General features: G+C 41.7%; 15 protein-coding genes. 10 read left to right on the forward strand and 5 right to left on the reverse strand.

The window, feature by feature from the left end; genetic code table 11:
* Positions 1 to 38: 38 nt before the first annotated feature.
* Positions 39 to 3233 carry a SusC/RagA family TonB-linked outer membrane protein gene (locus AHMF7605_RS20025; RefSeq protein WP_106931805.1) on the reverse strand — a complete coding sequence of 1065 codons (3195 nt, stop codon included), beginning with the start codon at positions 3231 to 3233 and terminating at the stop codon, positions 39 to 41.
* 1378 nt (positions 3234 to 4611) lie between these two features.
* Between AHMF7605_RS20025 and AHMF7605_RS20030 the strand changes: the two genes are divergently transcribed.
* The 5 genes from AHMF7605_RS20030 (at position 4612) to metK (ending at position 10493) form a co-directional block, all read left to right on the forward strand.
* Positions 4612 to 5466 (forward strand): UDP-2,3-diacylglucosamine diphosphatase, encoded by an 855-nt coding sequence (locus AHMF7605_RS20030; protein ID WP_106931806.1) that lies wholly within the window; start codon positions 4612 to 4614, stop codon positions 5464 to 5466.
* Positions 5463 to 6518, forward strand: coding sequence for a glycosyltransferase family protein (locus tag AHMF7605_RS20035; RefSeq protein WP_106931807.1), 1056 nt, complete (start codon positions 5463 to 5465; stop codon positions 6516 to 6518). The genes AHMF7605_RS20030 and AHMF7605_RS20035 overlap by 4 nt, the downstream gene beginning before the upstream one ends.
* 258 nt (positions 6519 to 6776) lie before the next feature.
* Complete coding sequence (locus AHMF7605_RS20040) at positions 6777 to 8222, forward strand: GH1 family beta-glucosidase (protein ID WP_106931808.1); 1446 nt, start codon at positions 6777 to 6779, stop codon at positions 8220 to 8222.
* Between the two features lie 208 nt (positions 8223 to 8430).
* Positions 8431 to 9108, forward strand: coding sequence for a hypothetical protein (locus AHMF7605_RS20045; RefSeq protein ID WP_106931809.1), 678 nt, complete (start codon positions 8431 to 8433; stop codon positions 9106 to 9108).
* Positions 9109 to 9224: 116 nt separating this feature from the next.
* Positions 9225 to 10493, forward strand: a complete 1269-nt coding sequence (gene metK, locus AHMF7605_RS20050; RefSeq protein ID WP_106931810.1) for a methionine adenosyltransferase — start codon at positions 9225 to 9227, stop codon at positions 10491 to 10493.
* A gap of 69 nt (positions 10494 to 10562) precedes the next feature.
* Here metK and hpf read toward each other — a convergent pair whose 3' ends face one another.
* From hpf to AHMF7605_RS20070, 4 genes are all read right to left on the reverse strand, one after another.
* A complete protein-coding gene (gene hpf, locus AHMF7605_RS20055) occupies positions 10563 to 10862 on the reverse strand; it encodes a ribosome hibernation-promoting factor, HPF/YfiA family (RefSeq protein ID WP_106931811.1) in 300 nt (99 codons plus the stop codon).
* A 25-nt stretch (positions 10863 to 10887) separates the two neighbouring features.
* Positions 10888 to 11766 (reverse strand): tyrosine-type recombinase/integrase, encoded by an 879-nt coding sequence (locus tag AHMF7605_RS20060; RefSeq protein ID WP_106931812.1) that lies wholly within the window; start codon positions 11764 to 11766, stop codon positions 10888 to 10890.
* Between the two features lie 72 nt (positions 11767 to 11838).
* Positions 11839 to 12033, reverse strand: coding sequence for a 30S ribosomal protein S21 (rpsU, locus tag AHMF7605_RS20065; protein WP_106931813.1), 195 nt, complete (start codon positions 12031 to 12033; stop codon positions 11839 to 11841).
* Positions 12034 to 12659: 626 nt separating this feature from the next.
* Complete coding sequence (locus AHMF7605_RS20070; RefSeq protein ID WP_106931814.1) at positions 12660 to 13799, reverse strand: acyl-CoA dehydrogenase family protein; 1140 nt, start codon at positions 13797 to 13799, stop codon at positions 12660 to 12662.
* A gap of 248 nt (positions 13800 to 14047) precedes the next feature.
* On the opposite strand from AHMF7605_RS20070, the gene AHMF7605_RS20075 reads away from it, so the two are divergent.
* From AHMF7605_RS20075 to AHMF7605_RS20095, 5 genes are all read left to right on the forward strand, one after another.
* Positions 14048 to 14896, forward strand: coding sequence for a polysaccharide biosynthesis/export family protein (locus tag AHMF7605_RS20075; RefSeq protein ID WP_106931815.1), 849 nt, complete (start codon positions 14048 to 14050; stop codon positions 14894 to 14896).
* 31 nt (positions 14897 to 14927) lie between these two features.
* The gene (locus tag AHMF7605_RS20080) at positions 14928 to 17366 is read left to right on the forward strand and encodes a polysaccharide biosynthesis tyrosine autokinase (RefSeq protein WP_106931816.1); all 2439 of its coding nucleotides are present in this window, start codon (positions 14928 to 14930) and stop codon (positions 17364 to 17366) included.
* 3 nt (positions 17367 to 17369) lie between these two features.
* Positions 17370 to 18122 (forward strand): tyrosine-protein phosphatase, encoded by a 753-nt coding sequence (locus tag AHMF7605_RS20085; RefSeq protein WP_106931817.1) that lies wholly within the window; start codon positions 17370 to 17372, stop codon positions 18120 to 18122.
* 23 nt (positions 18123 to 18145) lie between these two features.
* Positions 18146 to 19126 (forward strand): NAD-dependent epimerase/dehydratase family protein, encoded by a 981-nt coding sequence (locus tag AHMF7605_RS20090; protein ID WP_106931818.1) that lies wholly within the window; start codon positions 18146 to 18148, stop codon positions 19124 to 19126.
* A gap of 82 nt (positions 19127 to 19208) precedes the next feature.
* Complete coding sequence (locus tag AHMF7605_RS20095; RefSeq protein WP_106931819.1) at positions 19209 to 20606, forward strand: tetratricopeptide repeat protein; 1398 nt, start codon at positions 19209 to 19211, stop codon at positions 20604 to 20606.
* Positions 20607 to 20649 lie beyond the last annotated feature (43 nt).

Consider the following 20649-nt stretch of genomic DNA (forward strand, 5'->3'; position numbering starts at 1 on the left):
GATGAGGATTACACGAGAGAGACTTATAAGAGAAATTTTTAAAATTTAAGGTCCAGGTTAACTCCAAAGCTCCGGCTGTTAGGTAACTGACCGTAAGTGAAACCTTGGGCATTACCACCCTGCGAGTCTATTTCCGGGTCGATGTGCGGCGTATTTTTGAACAGGATAGCCATGTTGCGGCCTACCAGCGATATCCGGACAGATTGCGCTTTGATTTTACCGGTTAAGAAGGCTGGTAACTGATAACCTAAGCTTACTTCCCGTAATTTCACGTAACTGGCATCGAAGATTGCCGATTCATGGTAGGTACGCGGGTTGTTATAGCTATAGAAAAGCTTGGCATCGGCAATTACATCGTTAGGAACGTAAACCGGCGCATCGGCGGTGCCTATGTTTTTTACCCCTTTACCAATTACCCCTTCTTCCCGACCAACGGCAGTTTCCGCATATTGTCCGGTCCAGCGGGCTGTTCCGGTTCCTTCGTCAAAAATATCACCTCCCTTTCTGATGTCAATTAAAGCGCTTAGCGATAATCCTTTGTAAGTAAAGGTGTTCGAGATACCGCCAATCCAGTCGGGTTGAATATTGCCTAATACTTTCTGACCGGGTGCTACCAAAGGAGTTCCCAGTACTTTATCGTACACAATCTGGCCATCGGGCGAGCGTAAAAACGCCGTGCCGTAGAAAGTGCCGTAAGGCTGACCTACCCGCGCTTCGGAGGAAAGCCCCCGGGTGGTGTACAAGGTATACGTGGTTAAGCCTTCGGCTAATTCTACTACTTGGCTGCGGTTGCGCGCATAGTTAAGCGCTATTTCCCACTGGAAGCCATTGGCTAATTGCACCGGCGTACCGGTCAGCATTATTTCTACGCCTTTATTCGTAACTTCCCCGGCATTTAAAAAGCGGCGGTTGTAGCCCGTAGCTTTCGAGATTTCTACCCCCAGAATCTGATCTTTGGTGCTTTTGGTGTAATAAGTGGCATCTAAACCAATTCTTCCGGCCAGAAATCGAATATCAGCGCCCACTTCCTGACCCGTGGTAATTTCGGGTTTTAGCGCGGCATTATTAATATCGGTACTTTCGCCGAAGCTAGGAATAGCTCCGTTCCAGGGCGATTTAGCATCGTAAACTTGATAAAGTTGATACGGGTCCGCATCGTTACCAACCTGGGCCCAACTGGCTCTTACTTTGGCAAAAGATAAGACCTTGTTGCTGATGCCTAATAAATCGGTAACTACCGCACTCAAGGAAACCGATGGATAGAAGAAAGAATTCTGATTTATCGGCAAGGTGCTGGACCAGTCATTCCGGCCGGTAACATCCAAAAACAAGGAGTTCCGGAAACCAAACTGAGCCGCCGCAAAAAGGCTTTGCACGTTAAATTCCTGAATTTCGCTTTGGTTGGTATTAGGACTGGCATTATTGTTTAAGGTGTATAACCTATCGATTACTAATTGCTCTACTTGAGCAAAGTTGCGCTTGTAATAATTGTTGCGGTAAATACCACCGGCTTGGCCGCTAAAAGAAAAGTCCGGTCCAAAATCCTGCTTGTAGGTCAGCATTATATCGTGGTTCGTTTCCTGGCTGCGCAGTATTTCTTCGTTATATTGGCCGGCCCGGAAGTTACCATTCGAAATCCGTTCGAAGCGGGTTACATTTATCCGGGTATCACTCCAGAAATCGGTACCGCTTCGTACCATTAAGCTTAATTTATCATTAAAATCATAGGATAGCGACATATTGCCCCGTAAGCGGTCTTTGTCGTTGGCGTTGGTTAAAAATTCCTGTTCGTAAAAAGGATTGGTAAAAAAAGTATGTTGCCAGTTGGGCGGTAAATTATCCCCCGGTTTCTGAATGCTTACTCCCACGTAATCGCGCCAGTTTTTTAGCTGATCCCAGGATACCGAACGGTGCGACCAGATAAATTCCTGACCCGATTGGTACGAGCGGTTATCAGAACCAGATTTAATGTATTCGGCACTTACGTTCGCTTTTAATTTGGGAGTAAGATTATAAGAAGAGCTTAAGTTAACGTTGTTACGTTTAAAATCGTTATTAAACATAATACCCGTTTGGTCCATACGCCCCACTGACAGCCGGAAGCTACCTTTATCGTTGCCCCCGACCAGAGCAATGGAGTTAAAGAAAGTATGACCAGTTTCCCAGTATTCATCCCAATTGTTTGGCTGAGGGGTTAAAGGTGCTACACCGGTACCTGTCCACCATTGCCGTACCAAACGGCCATCCATGGGGGCGCCCCAGCTTTCGTCGGTTCCTTCGGTACCATTAAGGGGAGCGTTAGGCCCGTAAGCTGCCCGGTATTGCTCTATTTCCAGAGGGTCCGTTATTGCTCCGCTGCGGCCATTATTATACCAGGTACGGTAACCGTTACCGCCCCCGTAGGTGTTTTGGAAATTTGGCTTTACCAATGGTCTTTCAAAAGTAGCACTGGAACTAATCTCTACCCCAATACCTTTGGTACCAGAGCCATTTTTAGTGGTGATTAATATAACGCCGTTGGCGGCGCGGGAGCCGTAAAGAGCCGCTGCATTCGGTCCTTTCAAAACCGAAATAGACGCAATGTTATCCGGGTTTACTTCAGAAATACCTCCGCCATAACGGCTTTCGTTTTTCGTCCGCAATCCAGTAACCGGGTCTACTCCCAAGGTATTAGCCTGTTGAATAGGTACTCCATCTACGACTATCAACGGCTGATTATTCCGGCTCACCGAACCCATTCCTCGGATAACAATATTAGAACTACTGCCCGGACCACCGTTGCTATTTACTTGTACCCCGGCTACCCGGCCTGATAAATTGTTTACCACGTTAGAAGTTTTAACTTCAGCCAGTTTACTGCCGCTTACTTCTTGTATGGTATAACCTAAAGCTTTTTTCTCTCTTTCAATACCAAAAGCGGTAACTACTACCTCGCCTAGTTGTTTCGCGTCGGTGGTCATGCTCACGTTCAGACTGGTTTTTCCGGCTACCGCTAATTCCTGCGTGGCATAACCGATAAAAGAAAAAACCAAAGTACTGGTCGGAGGGCATTCTAACGTATAAACCCCGTCGGCATTGGTAACGGTACCTTGCGAAGTGCCTTTTACGAGTACGGTTACTCCTGGCAATGGAATGTCTGCTTCGGAAACCTTGCCCGAAACTTTTATCTGTTGCGCCAGGGTGGGCGAAATGGCCAGCAGCACAAGAGCGTATAAGAGTAATAATCGTTTCATAAATTTTTTAATTTTGATAAGGTGTTGTTTTTGTGTAGACAAGTAATAGACAGACAGCTATTTAATTATTTAAATAACGTGGCTTCCCTTTCCGGCGAAAGGACTTAAAACGTAGATCAGAATTCTGGTACTATTGCTAAATCACAGGCAATAGTTGTCTGGCTCCGGGCAAAAAGCGCCTGAGAATAGCAATTAACCAAGAATATAGAGTGCGAAAGAGCAAGTAGAATCAATCCATATTCTGGAATTGATTAAAACAGCAAAAAGCTCTTGCAAGCAGTACCAATAATTAGGGTTGGTATTGTTTTTAGGTGATAAATTAGTTGAGGTACAAAATTGATTTAGAAATGCTTTGGATTTCTATTTAAAAAATAGAAATCCAAACCTAATTAGCCAAGCAATTATTTAAATGGCGCATTCAATTTTTATTTTTCATCCATCTTTCCTGCCGCCAGGCACGAAGAATATTAAGTTGTACTTGTCCCTTCATCATGCAATTATTAGAGTAAACCTTCTTTAGAGTAATAAAAATGAACTACTTTTTTACTGTGATAAACTAAGCTGCATTGTCGTTGGCCAAGCGATAATGCTTCATAATCCTTACGCTTGTTAAAGAATCAATTATTTTATTGGTAATTGTGTATTTGATACCCTGCATAATTACAAATAATTAATTAAATTAGAAATAATATTAAAAAATTTACAAATTGTATAAAGAACATCATTAAAATTTAAAATGTACCAATAATATTTAACCAGATTCTAAATATTACTGCACGATGTAATCCAACTATTAGAAATAATCTAATAAAATTGAAGCTATCGTTTTTGCTTTATTTATATTTAACCTATTAAAATGAAGACATAAAATCATAAGTAGAGTGTTTTTATGTTAAAATGACTTAAACTTTAAAGGGTAATAAGTGAAGTAAAGGTTTTCTTAGTAAAATATGCTTAAAATATTAACCAGATATATATACCATCGATTCTTCTTTTTTTCTTAATTCTATCTTACCAGTTTGTCATGTGAGCTTAAATTAAGGTTTACTTAAACTTAACTTAATAGTAATAGTGCGCTAACATCTGCGGACTACCTTTAGCGTATTAACAAGCAAGAGTTAGATTATGCTTCCGAAGGAATATTTACCTGTTGCTTACTTCTTTTTCCAAGCACCCTGGATATTAACCCTCCGGTTTTGTACGTTGTGTTCCATTTAAATTCTTTTATATGAAAGCATTCGCCGTTTTATTCCGGAAACTAGTGGATACCGTAGTATTGTATCAACTGCACTCTTTTTATTCAGCGCTAAAATCCGACCATGCCGAAGGGTCAAGTTTGTAGCAATTATCTCACCTGTAACCCGTTGCGGTATTAGTAATGAGAGTTAAAAAACGTCCCGTAGAGGTAGTGGTTATCTCAGATGTGCATTTAGGTACATACGGTTGCCACGCCAAAGAACTGCTCCGCTATTTAAAAAGCATTAAGCCCAAAAAGATTATTCTTAACGGCGACATAATTGATATCTGGCAGTTCAGTAAAAGTTATTGGCCCAAGGCCCACATGCAGGTAGTAAAGTACCTTTCGGGCTTAATTGCCAAAGGCGTAAAGGTACAATACATAACCGGCAACCACGACGAAATGCTGCGCAAGTTTGTGGGTTTTAAGCTGAGCTCGTTTAGTATTCAGAATAAACTCTTGCTGGAACTGGATGGCCGCCGGGCCTGGATTTTCCACGGCGATGTGTTTGATGTTACCATGCAGCATTCTAAATGGCTGGCCAAGCTGGGAGCTGTAGGTTACGACTTACTTATCTTAATTAATCGTTTCGTTAACTTCTTTTCGGTAAAATTTAACGGTAATAAAATATCGTTTTCAAAAAGTGTAAAAAACCGGGTAAAAAGTGCGGTGGCCTTTATTAATAATTTTGAACAGACCTGTGCCGATATTGCCATTGATAACGGCTACGACTACGTGATTTGCGGGCACATTCACCAACCGGAAATAAAAAACATTACTACCCAGCACGGCTCCGTTACTTACCTGAATTCTGGCGACTGGATCGAAAATTTAACGGCGCTGGAATATTACCAGGGTGAGTGGCATCTGTACCGTTACCACGAGGATCTTACCATTACCCACCAGGAAGAGTTGCCGGATACAACCTCAGAAATTTTAAACGATCAGGAACTGATGCAAAATCTAATGCAGGAATTTAAATTGCGGAGCACTTGAAGATTTTATACGCGGTACAAGGTACGGGTAACGGTCACCTGAGCCGGGCCTTAGATATTATTCCTATTTTAAAACAGCGAGCCGAAGTAGATATTTTAGTAAGCGGTTGCCAGGCCGATGTTTCCTTACCTTATGCCGTGCAACATCAGTTTAAGGGTTTAAGCTTTATTTTTGGCAAGAAAGGCGGGGTGGATTTTGTTAAAACGTTTAGTAAGCTCAACTCCCGGGCTTTTTACCAGGAAATGCGGCAGCTTGCCATTGAATCGTACGACTTGGTATTAAATGATTTTGAGCCGATTTCGGCCTGGGCCTGTTATTTTAAAAAGAAAACCTGCATTGCCTTAAGCCATCAGAGTGCCGTTCTGGCTCCGCAAGCCCCGCGACCCAAAAAGGAAGATGCTTTCGGCAAGTTTGTTCTTAAAAATTATGCGCCGGCTACCCACCACTATGGTTTTCATTTCAACCGTTTCGGCGAGAATATTTTTACCCCCGTTATCCGATCTCAAATTCGCGAGCTTATTCCGGAGAACCAAGGCCATATAACCGTTTACCTACCCGCCTACGACGATTGGCAATTAATAGAGAAACTAAAAAGCTTTAAAGAAGTGAATTGGCAGGTATTCTCGAAGCACAACAAAATGCCTTTCCGGCACAAACACATTCAGGTAAATCCCATAAATAACGTGGCTTTCGTGCAGAGTTTAGCTACCTGTGCGGGGGTGTTATGCGGCGCCGGTTTCGAAACACCCGCCGAAGCTTTGTACCTGGGCAAAAAAGTACTGGCTATCCCTATGAAAGGCCAATATGAACAGCAGTGTAATGCGGCCGCTTTAAAAGTAATGGGCGTACCCGTTATTCCGTCGCTTAAAACCAAGCATTTACCTGTTGTTGAAGAATGGCTCGAGAATGGGGCAGTTATTCCGGTAAACTATCCCAACGAAACCGAACAGATTATTGATAAGATTTTACAGAAACATGCTGCTGGTACTTACCCGGAAAACTTTCCGATACAAACACCCAAAACCGATGTTCCTGTAGACTTTAAAGTATAAATCTGAGTAATGTAAAGCCACGGATGAATATTGAAAGAATTCAAATAATTTTATGCTGGCGCGAGGCTCTTGCCTAGTGGCTACTATCCGGTAGGCCTCTGACCGGGCAAACGAATATACTTGAATTTAAAATCTTAGCTATTTACACTAGTGCAAGAGGCCAGACGATGGTCATCACGAACGGGGACGCGCGCAATAGCAAAAATAAAAAACGTAAACGCCGGAAGCTAACTGCCAGCGTTTTGAGTAAATAACAGCATGCAACTACATTTTTCAGAAAATATTACTTCGGCTGTTGCCGGAACACCTGAACAAGCATTAAATAAGGCCGACTTCGGCGAAACGTTTAAATGGGGTGTTTCTACCGCGGCTCACCAAATAGAAGGCGCTCACACCACCGATGGAAAAGGTCCTTCTATCTGGGATACTTTCTCCGGCATAAAAGGCAAGATTCAGTCGGGGCACCACGCCAACCATTCCTGCGATTTTTATAATCGTTACGGCGAAGATATTTGCTTGATGGATCAGATGAACATTCCGAATTTTCGGTTTTCACTGGCCTGGCCGCGTATTTTCCCGCAGGGTTTTGGTCAGGTAAATCAATTAGGAATTGATTATTACAACCGCTTAATTGATGGCTGCCTGGAACGGAACATTGAACCCTGGGTAACGTTGTACCATTGGGATTTACCGCAAGAATTAGAGCGTCGCGGTGGCTGGACCAACCGCGACATGGTAGCCTGGTTTCAGGAGTATGCTCACCTGTGCGCTCAAAAATTTGGCGACCGGGTAAAATACTGGATGGTTCTGAATGAACCCATGGTTTTTGTGGGAGCGGGTTATTTTCTGGGCGTACACGCGCCGGGCCGGCGCGGCATTAAATCCTTTTTAGCAGCGACGCACCACGCCGCCTTGTGCCAGGCCGAAGGGGGGCGTATTTTGAAAGCTGACTTGCCGCACGCCGAAATTGGTACTACTTTTTCTTGCTCGCACCTGGAACCGTATCGTCCGCAACTAATCCGCGACCACGGCGCTACCCGCCGCGTAGATGCTATTTTAAATCGCTTATTCCTGGAGCCGGCTCTAGGTTTAGGTTACCCGGTAGCCGATGTGCGTCCCCTGCGCCGCATTGAAGAATTTATGCAGTCCAACGACGAAGCTTTACTGCCTTTTGCTTTTGATTTTATTGGCGTACAAAATTATACCCGCGAAATGGTAAAGTATGCCCTGTTTACTCCTTTTATTCAGGCGGCTCTGGTGCCGCCCAAAAAGCGCGGAGTAGCCTCTACCGTCATGAACTGGGAAGTATACCCGCCTGCTATCTACCACATCCTGCATAAATTTAACAGCTACCCGCAGATCAAAAAACTAATTGTTACGGAAAATGGCGCGGCTTTCCCGGACCAGGTAATAAATGGCCAGGTAAACGATACGCAGCGCCTGCACTATATTCAGGAATATTTAAAACAAGTATTAAAAGCCAAGCAAGAAGGGGTAAAAGTAGACGGTTACTTTGTTTGGTCGTTCACCGATAATTTTGAATGGGCCGAAGGCTATCATCCGCGGTTCGGGCTGGTTTACGTGGATTACGAAACCCAGCAGCGCATTGTAAAAGCTTCGGGCAAGTGGTACACAGAGTTTTTAAACCCCACTGCCTGCGGCACCTTCCCTAAAAACAAGGGAAAGGCTGGCTTCACTTTATAGTTTAGGAATGATTTCTTTTGAAATTATTAACTTATTCTTATCCCATCTTATTAAAGTGTCTAGTACTTTTTCAGAAGCTAGAAGGTAATGGATACTCAAACTAGCATCGTTGAAGCCGGTTAACTAACCATACTTTTTAAAATATCGGGTTAAGTAAGTATTGAATACTGTTCCGGGTAAGTATCTTTGGCGGCGCAAATGGATTTAAATGAGCCAAACAACCTTAACCAAGGCAGAAATTTTCATTATATACTTCGTCCTTGGCCTAATTATTTTCGGTATTGTGCTGTCGCGTACCGATCCGTACTGGTTTGAATTTACCTATGCCGTAGAAGATGGCTTTATCGAATGGATGACTATCTTGCCTTTATTGGCAGCTATGATTATATCTCTGAAAAGGCTTTTCCGGTTGTATCGCTACCGCCATTGGTTGTTTTCTTTCACTTTATTGGGAATTGCCGCTTTTTCTTTTTTTGCCGCCGGCGAAGAGTTAAGTTGGGGGCAGCGCCTCTTTCACCTGGAAAGTTCTTCTTTTTTTCAAAAGAATAATTCGCAGCACGAAACCAATATTCATAATTTAATAGTAGGCGGTCAGAGTATTAATTTGTTGATTTTTTCCCGGCTTCTGATTTTGGGGGCGGCCTTATATTTGTTCGGGTTACCAATTATCTACCAACGTTCAACTGCTATCTTTTCCTTCGTCAATCAGGCGGGTATACCCGTTGCCCGCGGATACCAGATAGTCACTTTTTTACTTGTCTTTATTCTTATTTCTCTTTGCCCTTTAGGTAAGCGGGCCGAATTGCTCGAATTCGGCGGTTGTTATTTATTCTTTCTGATTGTTCAGTTCCCTAAGAACAGAAATATTTACGCACTATCGCATTAACTGTGTATTCCCGTAAAATAATATTTTTTCCATTCCATTAAATTTATTTTAGCTTTGCACCGGTTTTGCCAACCGGTAAAAGCTATTTCTAAAAAGATAACTAATTAGTAAACAATATGGCTTATTTATTTACTTCGGAATCTGTTTCGGAAGGACATCCTGATAAAGTTGCCGATCAAATTTCCGATGCGTTGCTCGACGAATTCTTAAAACAAGACCCGCAGTCGAAAGTAGCCTGTGAAACTTTGGTAACTACTGGTTTAGTGGTGCTAAGCGGCGAGGTGAAAACCCGGGCGTACGTAGATGTGCAAAAAGTAGCCCGCGATGTTATTAAAAGTATAGGTTACACTAAATCTGAATATAAGTTTGATTCCGAAGCTTGTGGCGTTATTTCGGCGATTCACGAACAATCCGGCGATATAAACCAAGGCGTAGAACGGGCCAACCCGGAAGACCAGGGAGCCGGTGACCAAGGAATGATGTTTGGGTATGCTACCAACGAAACCGATACCTATATGCCATTGGCGTTGGAGCTATCGCATTTACTGCTGAAAGAGTTGTCGGCCATCCGGAAAGAAGGTAAACAAATGACGTACTTGCGGCCGGATGCGAAATCGCAGGTAACCATTAAATACAGCGATAACCACACGCCGGAAAAAATTGACACTATTGTTATTTCTACGCAGCACGACGATTTTGCCGATGAAGCTGAAATGCTGAAAACTATTAAAAAGGATGTGCTGACTATTTTGATTCCCCGGGTGAAATCTGTTTTACCTTCCCGTACCGCCAATTTGTTCGTGGAAGATATAACGTACCATATTAATCCTACGGGCAAATTTGTAATTGGTGGGCCACACGGCGATACCGGCTTAACTGGTCGCAAAATTATAGTGGATACCTACGGGGGCAAAGGAGCTCATGGGGGCGGCGCTTTCTCCGGTAAAGATTCGTCCAAAGTAGACCGCTCGGCAGCTTATGCTACCCGGCATATTGCGAAAAATTTAGTGGCAGCAGGCGTAGCCGATCAGGTATTGGTGCAGGTAGCGTATGCTATTGGCGTTGCCGAGCCGGTTGGCGTATACGTAACTACTTACGGCACTACTAAAGTAAAAGACGCACAGAGTAATGTTATGAGCGACGGCGAAATATCTGAAAAAGTGAGTCAGATATTTGATATGCGGCCTTATGGGATTGTAAAACGCTTTGGCTTGCAGAACCCTATTTTCTCCGAAACCGCCGCTTACGGCCACATGGGCCGGCCGGCGGGTACGAAGAGAGTAGAAGTGCAAGTAGAGGGTAAAACCGAAGTACGCGAGTACGAAACATTTACCTGGGAAAAACTAGATCACGTGGATCAAATAAAAGCGGCTTTTGGCTTATAATTGCTAAAATCAGATAAAAAAGAAAGGCCGGTTCATGAACCGGCCTTTCTTTTTTATCTGATTTTACGTTTAATGAGTTGTTATTTTATCTTTATACTTTTTTAACTGCCGGGTCATCGAGTCCAGCGCTTTATCGGTAGCCGTTTCAAAAGAATCGGCTTCTTCTTTGGTAAACAAGGTGCTGCCCGGTACAAATAATTTTATCTCTACAATCTTATTCGCTATCTGGTTGTTATTACCTAACTTCAGAAAAACTTCGCCTTCAATGATGCGGTCATAGAATGTTTCTAATTTATTAACTTTCTGCTGAATAAAGTCTTGCAGTTGCGTGCGCGCATCAAAATTGACAGCATTGATTTGTAATTTCATAGTCGATAAATAGTTAAAGTGAAACTTAAGCTTTAGGATGAGCTTTGTCGAAAATTGATTTCAGTTTTTCGATGCTAGTATGGGTGTACACCTGCGTAGCAGCTAAACTGGCATGACCTAATAAATCTTTAATGGCATTTAAATCAGCTCCTTTATTTAACAAATGCGTTGCAAACGAATGACGCAACACATGTGGATGAGTATGGCGGGAGGTAGTAATCATGCCAATATACTTTTTTACGGTTCTGTACACAAATTTCGGATAAAGCGGCAATAGTTTATTTGTAACGAGCAGCCTGTTGGTAGGGTTATCCGGGAACTCAATTTTTTTCTTTTCCAGGTAGGCATTCAGGCAGGTGAGTAAGGAGTCGTTCAGCGGTATTAACCGTTCTTTGTTGCCTTTTCCCAGCACTTTTACGGTACGACCGGGCAAGTTTATATCGGAATGAGAAATGCCAATTAATTCGGCTAAACGCATACCCGTGCCGTACAGAAATTCCAGAATTAATTTATCGCGAAAGCCCGCAAAAGAATCTTCAAAAGAAAAAGAATCTAATAAGGTGTTAAGAGCTTCTTCCGGAACAAAGGCTGGTAGCTTCTTTGCCGTTTTAGGAGGTTTAATGCGTAATGTAGGATTTTTATCGATGCGCTCTTCACGGAGTAAGAATTTGTAATAAGAACGCAGGCAAGCAATTTTACGGTTTATAGTCCGGGAGTCCAAATCTCTCTGAACTAAGCTTACTAGCCAGGAACGGATAATATGAAAGTCTGCCTCAGCCGCATCCGTAATCTGGTAAGTAGTTTGCAGATAATCCGTAAACTGACCTAAATCTGTTTTATAAGAAAGCAACGTATGCGGACTGTACCGCTTCTCGTACTGCAGGTATTTAAAAAATAATTCCATAAATTAATACTAAGTTAGCCTAAACTAACGGTAGTACTAATTTATGGAACAAATATATGGGATACGAATGTATTAGTAGTTTTCGTCAACAAAAAGTTGTTGCTTGTATACTGCTCTCTCTTTTTGTCTTTTTTTACTAACCGAAGGTTTTTCGAAATAGGTTCTGGCCCGTAATTCTTTTAATACCCCGGTTTTCTCAAATTTCTTTTTAAATCTCTTCAGAGCTCTGTCTACTGATTCGTTATCTTTTACGTTTACAATGATCATGTTTTATATTACTGATTTTAAAGGATGACAAATTTAGATACAACATTACTGAAAATCAAGAAAAAGGTTTAATTTTTAATGCAAGTTTACTATTTATACCGTATTTCTTTATGGTTGGCACAAACCAATGGAGGAACAGACAGTAAAAGAAGAAATCAGAATAGAATTAAAACCTTAAAGCTTAAATCCTTTTGTTATAGAATGCAGCTTTCTTAGGTGTAACTTTTGAGTTAATCGGTTCCTAACAAGCAAGTACGTATTAAAACTGCTTAGATTATTCTGTAATAATACCAGCTTGAAACTTATAAGCCGTGTTGGGAAAAGTAATAGTAGCTGTTTGTCTTTAGAGCTGGTTCTCGGCTCCATACTGCGGTGCTAATGCGGTTTCAAGAGTAACCACCTCGTAGCGGGTAGACCTCGTTTGGCGCTTCCAGACGGGTTTAAACTTCCTTTCCTCGTGCCTCACCATGCCTCGTTCCTCGGCACCTTAGAAGGCCCTCCCTAGCCAAACGGCTGTCAACTTTTCTTAGTTACGGCCTATTTAGCATCTAATAAAGTCGACTAAATACGGCTTATTTATTTCAAATTGGTATTAGCTAAGCCTCACTTTATAGTTTTACTGTTATTTACCGCAACACTTCCCGGGAAATAACCAGCTTTTGAATTTCGGAAGTACCTTCGCCAATCGTACATAGTTTGGCATCGCGGTAATATTTCTCAGCGGGGTAATCTTTGGTAAATCCGTAACCGCCAAATATCTGAACGGCTTCGTTCGCAATTTGAACGCAAATTTCTGAAGCATAATACTTCGCCATCGCTGATTCTTTGGTCACATTTTCGCCCCGGTCTTTCAAATCAGCGGCCCGATACATCAGCAGGGAAGCGGCCGAAATTTGAGTGGCCATATCGGCTAGTTTAAAAGAAATCGCCTGAAAACCGGTAAGTGGCTGGTTAAATTGCTGACGTTCCTGAGCGTAATTAAAAGCTGCTTCGTACGCTCCTTGCGCAATACCTAAACTAAGAGCAGCAATAGATATTCGGCCACCATCCAGCACTTTCATGGATTGAATAAATCCATCACCCACTTGGCCCAATATAGTATCTTTATGTACCCGGCAATCGGTTAAAATGAGTTCGGTCGTTTCGGAGGCGCGCATGCCTAATTTGTTTTCTTTACGACCATGGGTAAAGCCTTCGTGTGGTTTGGGGATGACAAAAGCCGTCATGCCATGAGAATCGCCGGCCGCACCGGTCCGGGCAATTACTACGGCAATATTGCTCGATTTACCGTGCGTAATAAAATTTTTCGTGCCATTCAGAATATAATAATCACCATCTTGTACGGCTACCGTGCGCATATTGCCGGCATCAGAGCCAGTATTGGGTTCGGTTAAGCCCCAGGCCCCAATCCACTCGCCACTAGCTAATTTAGGTAACCATTTTTGTTTTTGTTCTTCGTTGCCAAACTGCAGAATATGACCCGTACACAAAGAGTTATGGGCCGCTACCGATAAGCCAATAGAGCCATCTATTTTAGAAATTTCTGAAATGGCGGTAACGTATTCTTTGTAGCCAAAACCAGAACCTCCGTATGCTTCTGGCACCAAAACCCCCATTAATCCTAACTCTCCCAGTTTTTTAAATACTTCTACCGGAAATTCCTGGCTTTCGTCCCAATTCATTAGAAAGGGTTTGATATTTTTCGCCCCGAATTCTTGAATCATTTGGGCGATAAATTGTTGATTTTCAGTTAGAGTTACCTGCATTGCGTATTATGACTTATTTCCGTATTAGCTATTTGTTGAGTTAGTAAAGCTTGTTATTACCTTTCGTATATTTTGGTTTTAAAAACGTACTTAACCAGAAAATACTATTCACCCTCGATACTACCGGAACTATAACCTTTTTGAAACCTTATATAATTTAACTTACTTTGTGCGATTTAGGTTAAATAAAATAAGTTTTAGTCCGTTACTAGTAACGAAAAAGTACAGCTTTCATTATCTATAAATTAATGCAAATCAACCTTCGGTTTCGGTTTAATCTTTACATGGTTTTTGCCTGTGTCTTTTCTTTTTCTTCGTGCCGCACCTACAATCAAAACATTATGTTTAAAACCAGCGGCGACATTAATATGGAAAAGCTGAAGCAATCTTTAGCTACCGTAGAAAGGAACTATATTATTCAACCGAACGATTATATAGATGTACGAGTGTACACAAATAGAGGAGAACGGATTTTTGACCCCAACGGTGAACTGCCTTTTGGCGCGCCGGGTGTTTCGAATAACCAGGGAGGTGCTACCCGGAGTTCCTCTCGTACCCAGCGCAGTACTCAAGGAAGTCAAAGTTATTATAATACGGAGTTTTTGGTGCAGCACGACGGAACAGTAAAGCTGCCCATGGTAGACTATGTAAAAGTTACTGGCCTTACCTTGTTGCAAACAGATTCTTTGTTACAAACTTTATACGCCAAGTATTATGTAGAGCCGTTTGTATCTACGCACGTTACCAATAATCGTATTTTTGTTTTAGGAGCGAATGGGGGTAATGTAATTCAGATGACGAATGATAACATGAATCTTTTTGAAGCGCTGGCTCAATCGGGCGGAGTAACCCGCGAAGGGAAAGCACATAACATACGCATTATACGAGATTACCTAGATCATGATCCTATTGTACAGGTAGTGGATTTAAGCACTATTGATGGGATGAGAAAAGCCACTCTTTACGTAGAACCAAACGATGTTATTTACATTGAACCGAACCAACGGCTTTTTTTTGAATTACTCCGCGATATAACTCCTGTGATAAACACTTTTGTGGGTGTGGTTTCTACTTACCTATTAATCAAAAACTTATAAAATCTGAGACTAACAGAGTAATAAAAAATTAATGACCAACAAAGAAAGCATTGTGCTGGAGGAATTAGAAAATAACTATGCTGCTGCTGTAGAAGTAGAGGAGGATAGTGGCGGCAGCGATATTGATTTTATCATGCTGCTTAGCATTATCCGGAAAAGCTTAATCTGGGTAAGTTTGCTAATTGTACTAGGTTTAATTGGGGCATTTTTATTTTTGCGTTATACCAAACCCTTGTTTAAATCTTCCTCTACTTTAAAAATCGACGAGCAATCAGAAGCCGGACGTTTAGGATTAGGAGGAACTATTGAAAATCAGCAAACTTTATCTAACCTATCCGGCGAAATTGAAATTATTAAATCCAACTTTACCTTCGAAAGGCTGCAACAAAAACTGCCGCTGGATATAAATTATTACTCTATCGGAAATGTTTTAAACGAAGAGTTGTACAAAAATTCTCCCTTTAAAATTACTTATCAGCTAACCAACGAGGCTTATTACGACAGAAGATACAATGTAACGTTGCTCGACGCTACCCGCTTTAATTTGTCTTATTTGGAGGGAGATCAGGAAATAACCGAAGAACACACCATTGGTAAACCCGTAGAAAAGCCTGGTTTTTCGTTCACTTTAACGCTGCGGGTGCCTTTAAGTGCCGATGTTATTGCCCAAAAATATTATTTTATTGTTAACAGCAATGCGGCTATCCGGCAATATTTAACCTCTAACGTGGCGGTTAATATTGTTAACCTAGATGCCAGTACCGTTGAAATTTCTTTTACCGACCACAATCCATTTAAGGCGCACGAAATTGTAAACTCCATCGATTCGGTTTATTTAGAGCAAAAAATTGCTTTAAAAGATTTGGCAACTCGCCAAACGCTTTCCTTTCTCGATGAACAATTAAAAGAAACCAACGAAAATTTAGGTAATTCCGAAATTCAGATGGAAAACTTCGTGAAAGAAAATAAAACCTATGATGTGCGGGCAGATGTCAGTAAAAGCATAACCAAGCTGGAGGAATTGAATAAGGAAAGGATTAATTTGCACTTGCAAATTTCTTTATTAAACGAAGTAGATCAGCTGCTAAATAAGAGTTCTAATTTAGATCAGATGATTCCGTCGTTAAAAGAGTTAGACGATGCGCAACTTTTAAAGCAAATCGCTCAGCTAAGCGACCTGCAACTCGACCGTAATTTAATGGTGCAGTCGTATAAAACTACTACTAAAGCGTACCAATTGCTGGAAGAAGAAATTAAGTTTGTCGAGCAATCGGTACGTAAGTTATTAGCCCAGAATATTGTATTGCTACAGAAAGAAGTAGCGCTTGTTAATTCGAACATCCGCCATATTCAGCAGGAATTACTGCAAATGCCCGGTAAAGAAACCAAACGCGCCCGCTTGCAACGGCTCTTTGACCTGCACGAGAAATTTTACCTGATGTTAATGGATAAGAAGGTAGAATTTGGCATTGCCCGGGCTGGTACCGTACCGGATTTTCAAATTCTGGCACCTGCTTCCCGTCCAGGCGCACCTATTTATCCGAATAAATTGTTAGTGTATGGTATAGGTTTAGCGGGTGGTTTATTTTTAGGTTTGGGGTTAATAGCGGCCCGTTACTTATTGCATAATACTATAACCAGTTTGCCCGAATTAGAACGGAGCTCTCAGGCCGCTATATTAGGGGTCATACCTCGTTATAGAAAAGAAAAGTTACCTATTTCTAAACTAATTATAGATAAAAACCCGCGCTCGGCAATAAGTGAATCTATTCGCTCCATTAGAACCAATCTGGAGTTTATCAGTTCTTCCAAAAGTAAGCGCTTAATTTCCATTACTTCAACGGTAAGCGGGGAAGGTAAAACGTTTGTGGCGGTTAACCTAGGGGGTATTATTTCGCAATCCAATCAACGTGTCATTATTCTGGACATGGACTTGCGCAAGCCTAAAGTACACCTGGCGTTTGATGCCGAAAATACCAAAGGTATCAGTACTATTTTGATTGACCGGCACAGTGTAGCCGAATGTATCCGGCATACTGCCATGCCTAACCTGGATTTTATTTCAGCGGGCCCTACTCCGCCCAATCCTTCGGAATTAATTCTGAATACTAGTTTCGATGAGATGATTGAAGAACTGTATCATTCGTACGATGTTATAGTGGTAGATACTCCACCGGTAGGGCTTGTAACGGATGGTATTTTGGTGATGCGTAAAGCAGATATTCCTATCTATATTATTCGGGCTGGTTTTTCAAAAAAAACTTTTTTGAAGAACATGAATAAAATTATGCGCCTTAACAATTTTACTAAAATGTGCACGATTCTGAATGATGCCGATGGATTAGGCGCTTATGGCTACGGGTATGGTTATAGCTACGGCTATGGTTATGGCTATGGTTATACTAATTCTTACTACGAAGAAGAAAAACCGGATTCCTTTTTTACCAGATTCAAAAAGAAGTTTACCTAGGTTATGGCTTCTTTTTTTAAGAATTTATTTAAAAGCGATGCTCCACCAAAAGCCACTAATTTTTTAGAGTTTCTGGGGGCTGATATGCACGCGCACGTACTGCCCAGCTTAGATGATGGAGCAGATTCCATGACGCAGGCCTTAGCCATGGTTCAGGAAATGAAACAGCTAGGCTACCGCAAACTTATTCTAACGCCCCACATTATGGGCGACTTCTACAAAAATACCCCGGATGGAATTAGGGCAAAGCTAGCCGAATTAATTCAGGCGCTACAGCAACAAGAAATTGCAATAGAACTGGCATGTGCGGCCGAGTATTACCTGGATGAGTGGTTTGTGCAAAAGCTGGACGACAAGGAGCCTTTGTTAACTTTCGGCGATAATTATGTGCTCTTCGAAACTTCGTTCATAAACGAACCTATGCGGTTCCAGGATATAATTTTCAAAATAAAGAGCAACGGTTACACCCCCGTCTTAGCCCATCCGGAGCGCTATTCCTACTTATACAACCGCTGGAATAGCTTGGCAGAATGGCACGAAAACCATGTTTTATTTCAAGTAAATTTAAATTCGTTGGTGGGATATTACGGACCCGAGGCCAAACGAAGGGCGGAAAAACTGCTGCAAAATAAAATGATCGATTTTGTAGGAACCGATGCGCACAGCGAAAAACATATCCGCGTTTTGCAAAAATTAGCGGGCTCATCCACTTTTGAAAAGCTAAGGCAATTACCTTTGCGTAATCAAGCTTTATAATTTCATTCTAATTAATTTTTTACATGGTGTTTGTTACGGGTAGTAAGGGTTTGATTGGTTCTTATCTGCTCAGGCAACTATTAGCCGAAGGCCACCAGGTAAAAGCCCTAATCCGTACCGCACTTACCCCAGAAGAACTTCAGCATCCAAATCTAAAGTATATTACAGGCGATATTCTGGATGTAAGCGTATTGCAGCAGGCGATCGCAGATAACGATTACGTTTTCCATTGTGCTGGTTTGGTATCGTATGCCCCACAGGACGCTGGTTTGTTAAAGCAAATAAACGTGGAAGGTACGGCCAATATCGTAAATACTTGTTTGGCCCGGCAAAACGTAAAATTATGCCATGTGAGTTCAGTGGCTGCTATTGGTCAACAGAAAAATACGACTATCCTCGACGAAAATGCTAAGTGGGACCCACAGGCCGATGTTTCAGTATATGCCAGCTCTAAATATTTTGGGGAACTGGAAGTATGGCGGGGTATAGCCGAAGGTTTAAAAGCTATTATTGTTAACCCATCGGTCGTGCTTGGCCCCGCCGACTGGACCCGCAGCAGCACCCAGCTTTTTAAATACGTATTTAATCAAAACTCTTTTTATACCGGTGGCTACCTTAATTTTGTGGATGTCCGGGATGTCGTGAGCAGTATGCTGGCTTTAACTTTTTCGGATGTTACCGGCGAGCGGTTTATTCTGAATGCGGGTCAGGTTTTATATAAGGATTTCTTTACTAAAATAGCTCTTTACTTAAATCGTAAAGCTCCCGGAGTTAAAGTGCCGAGCGCATTAACGGAAATACTATGGCGCCTGGAAAGTTTACGCTCTTTTTTTACCGGAAAGCGGCCGCTAATTACTAAAGATACCGCGCGAATAACAAAAAGAAACTATTTATATACCAGCGAAAAATTAAAAAAACAACTACCTTTTTCCTTTAAAACCTTAGAAGAAACCTTAAATTGGAGTTGTCGGGAGTTAAGGCTGAAATACCGGTTACCCGTATAATATCTTAACTATTCTTAAACTAATTAAGTGTGTAAATTGTCGTATAAGATGCATTCTAATGCAGGTAAACCTATACTAGTAAATGAACGAAAATTCTGAAGAAAGAAACGAAGAGTTGGGTATAATAAAAAAATTTGAAGCCATGGTTTCTCGTAACGAAACCGTGTTCTTCGATTTGTCTGATTTTGAATTTATTATTGATCATTATACCACCAGCTTTAATTATAAAAAAGCCTTGCAAGCTTGTGAAGCCGCTTTAAATCAATACCCGTTTTCCACGGAATTATTAATAGATAAATCGCAGTTGTTGGCCATGTCGGGCAATTTTGCCGAAGCCATTGACATGATTGATCAGGTAGCTCTTTTAGATCCGGATAATGCGGATGTGCTGGTAACCCGGGGAGTTATTCATACCCAGAAAGGGGAGTACCAAGCCGCAGTCGACTATTTTAAGCAGGTAGTTGAACTTCATCCGGACCGCGACGATGTGTTTTTTAATATTGGTTTAACGTACCAAACCTGGGGGAAATTTAAAGCCGCCGCTAAATATTATAAAAAGTGCCTCGAAATAAATCCAGACAATGAAATGGCCATACAAGAAATTTTGTATTGCCTGGATATTGTTGGTAGTCTGGAAAGTTGCCTGCCTTTTTTGCAGGAATTTATTGATAAGGATCCGTATTCGCACACTGCCTGGTTTAATATGGGTTTGCTGCAATACAAGCTCGCCGAATACGATAAAGCCTTAGCCGCTTTTGAATACGCGACCATTATTAAACCCGAGTTTACCGAAGCGTTTGAGCATTTAGGTAATACCTATGTAGGTTTGGGCGAGTTTGCGAAAGCCATTGAAGCCTTTACGGCTGCGGCTAACCTAAATCCGCAATCGGCCGAAACCATGTGCAACATTGGAGAATGCTACGAAAAGCTGCGCCAATGGGACTTATCGCGCCGGTATTATCAAAAAGCCATTGACTTAAATCCAGAAATGGACGAAGCTTGGTTTGGCATAGGAATTATTTTAAATGCCCAGGATAAGTGGTTTGAAGCCTTACATTTTTTTAGAAAAGCAGCCACCTTGTACCCCGATAGTGCCGATTATTGGATTGCTTTAGCGGCCGCTGAGTTTAATGTGGGCAATATTGTTTCCAGTTTGGAGTGTTACGAGAAAGCCAGCATTTTATCGCCGGCTAATAAAGACATTTGGTTAAACTGGTCTATTATTTTATACGATCAAGGGAACTTTGAAGGTGCTATCGACCTCATACATAATGCGCTGGAATTACAGCCAGATGCCGCAGAACTACATTATCGCTTGTGCGCCTACCTACTTTCGGCAGGAAAATATAAAGAAGCATATAATTATTTAGAAAATGCATTAATTTTGGACTTCGATAAGCACTATTTGCTTTTTGAGTACTTCCCTGAGTTAGAATCGCAACGCGCTCTGGCCAGGTTAATTGATCAATATCGCAAATAAAAAATTAGATTGTCGAAGTATTGAATTGCTAAATTGTTGCGTG

It is taken from the genome of Adhaeribacter arboris (genome assembly GCF_003023845.1).
GTDB classification, from domain to species: Bacteria; Bacteroidota; Bacteroidia; order Cytophagales; family Hymenobacteraceae; genus Adhaeribacter; species Adhaeribacter arboris.

Bases quoted from the DNA above. Each gene is read 5' to 3' on its own strand.
- AHMF7605_RS20025 (WP_106931805.1), bottom strand. From the start codon at position 3,233: ATGAAACGATTATTACTCTTATACGCTCTTGTGCTGCTGGCCATTTCG.
- AHMF7605_RS20030 (WP_106931806.1), top strand. From the start codon at position 4,612: ATGAGAGTTAAAAAACGTCCCGTAGAGGTAGTGGTTATCTCAGATGTG.
- AHMF7605_RS20040 (WP_106931808.1), top strand. From the start codon at position 6,777: ATGCAACTACATTTTTCAGAAAATATTACTTCGGCTGTTGCCGGAACA.
- AHMF7605_RS20045 (WP_106931809.1), top strand. From the start codon at position 8,431: ATGAGCCAAACAACCTTAACCAAGGCAGAAATTTTCATTATATACTTC.
- metK (WP_106931810.1), top strand. From the start codon at position 9,225: ATGGCTTATTTATTTACTTCGGAATCTGTTTCGGAAGGACATCCTGAT.
- hpf (WP_106931811.1), bottom strand. From the start codon at position 10,862: ATGAAATTACAAATCAATGCTGTCAATTTTGATGCGCGCACGCAACTG.
- AHMF7605_RS20060 (WP_106931812.1), bottom strand. From the start codon at position 11,766: ATGGAATTATTTTTTAAATACCTGCAGTACGAGAAGCGGTACAGTCCG.
- rpsU (WP_106931813.1), bottom strand. From the start codon at position 12,033: ATGATCATTGTAAACGTAAAAGATAACGAATCAGTAGACAGAGCTCTG.
- AHMF7605_RS20070 (WP_106931814.1), bottom strand. From the start codon at position 13,799: ATGCAGGTAACTCTAACTGAAAATCAACAATTTATCGCCCAAATGATT.
- AHMF7605_RS20075 (WP_106931815.1), top strand. From the start codon at position 14,048: ATGCAAATCAACCTTCGGTTTCGGTTTAATCTTTACATGGTTTTTGCC.
- AHMF7605_RS20080 (WP_106931816.1), top strand. From the start codon at position 14,928: ATGACCAACAAAGAAAGCATTGTGCTGGAGGAATTAGAAAATAACTAT.
- AHMF7605_RS20085 (WP_106931817.1), top strand. From the start codon at position 17,370: ATGGCTTCTTTTTTTAAGAATTTATTTAAAAGCGATGCTCCACCAAAA.
- AHMF7605_RS20090 (WP_106931818.1), top strand. From the start codon at position 18,146: ATGGTGTTTGTTACGGGTAGTAAGGGTTTGATTGGTTCTTATCTGCTC.
- AHMF7605_RS20095 (WP_106931819.1), top strand. From the start codon at position 19,209: ATGAACGAAAATTCTGAAGAAAGAAACGAAGAGTTGGGTATAATAAAA.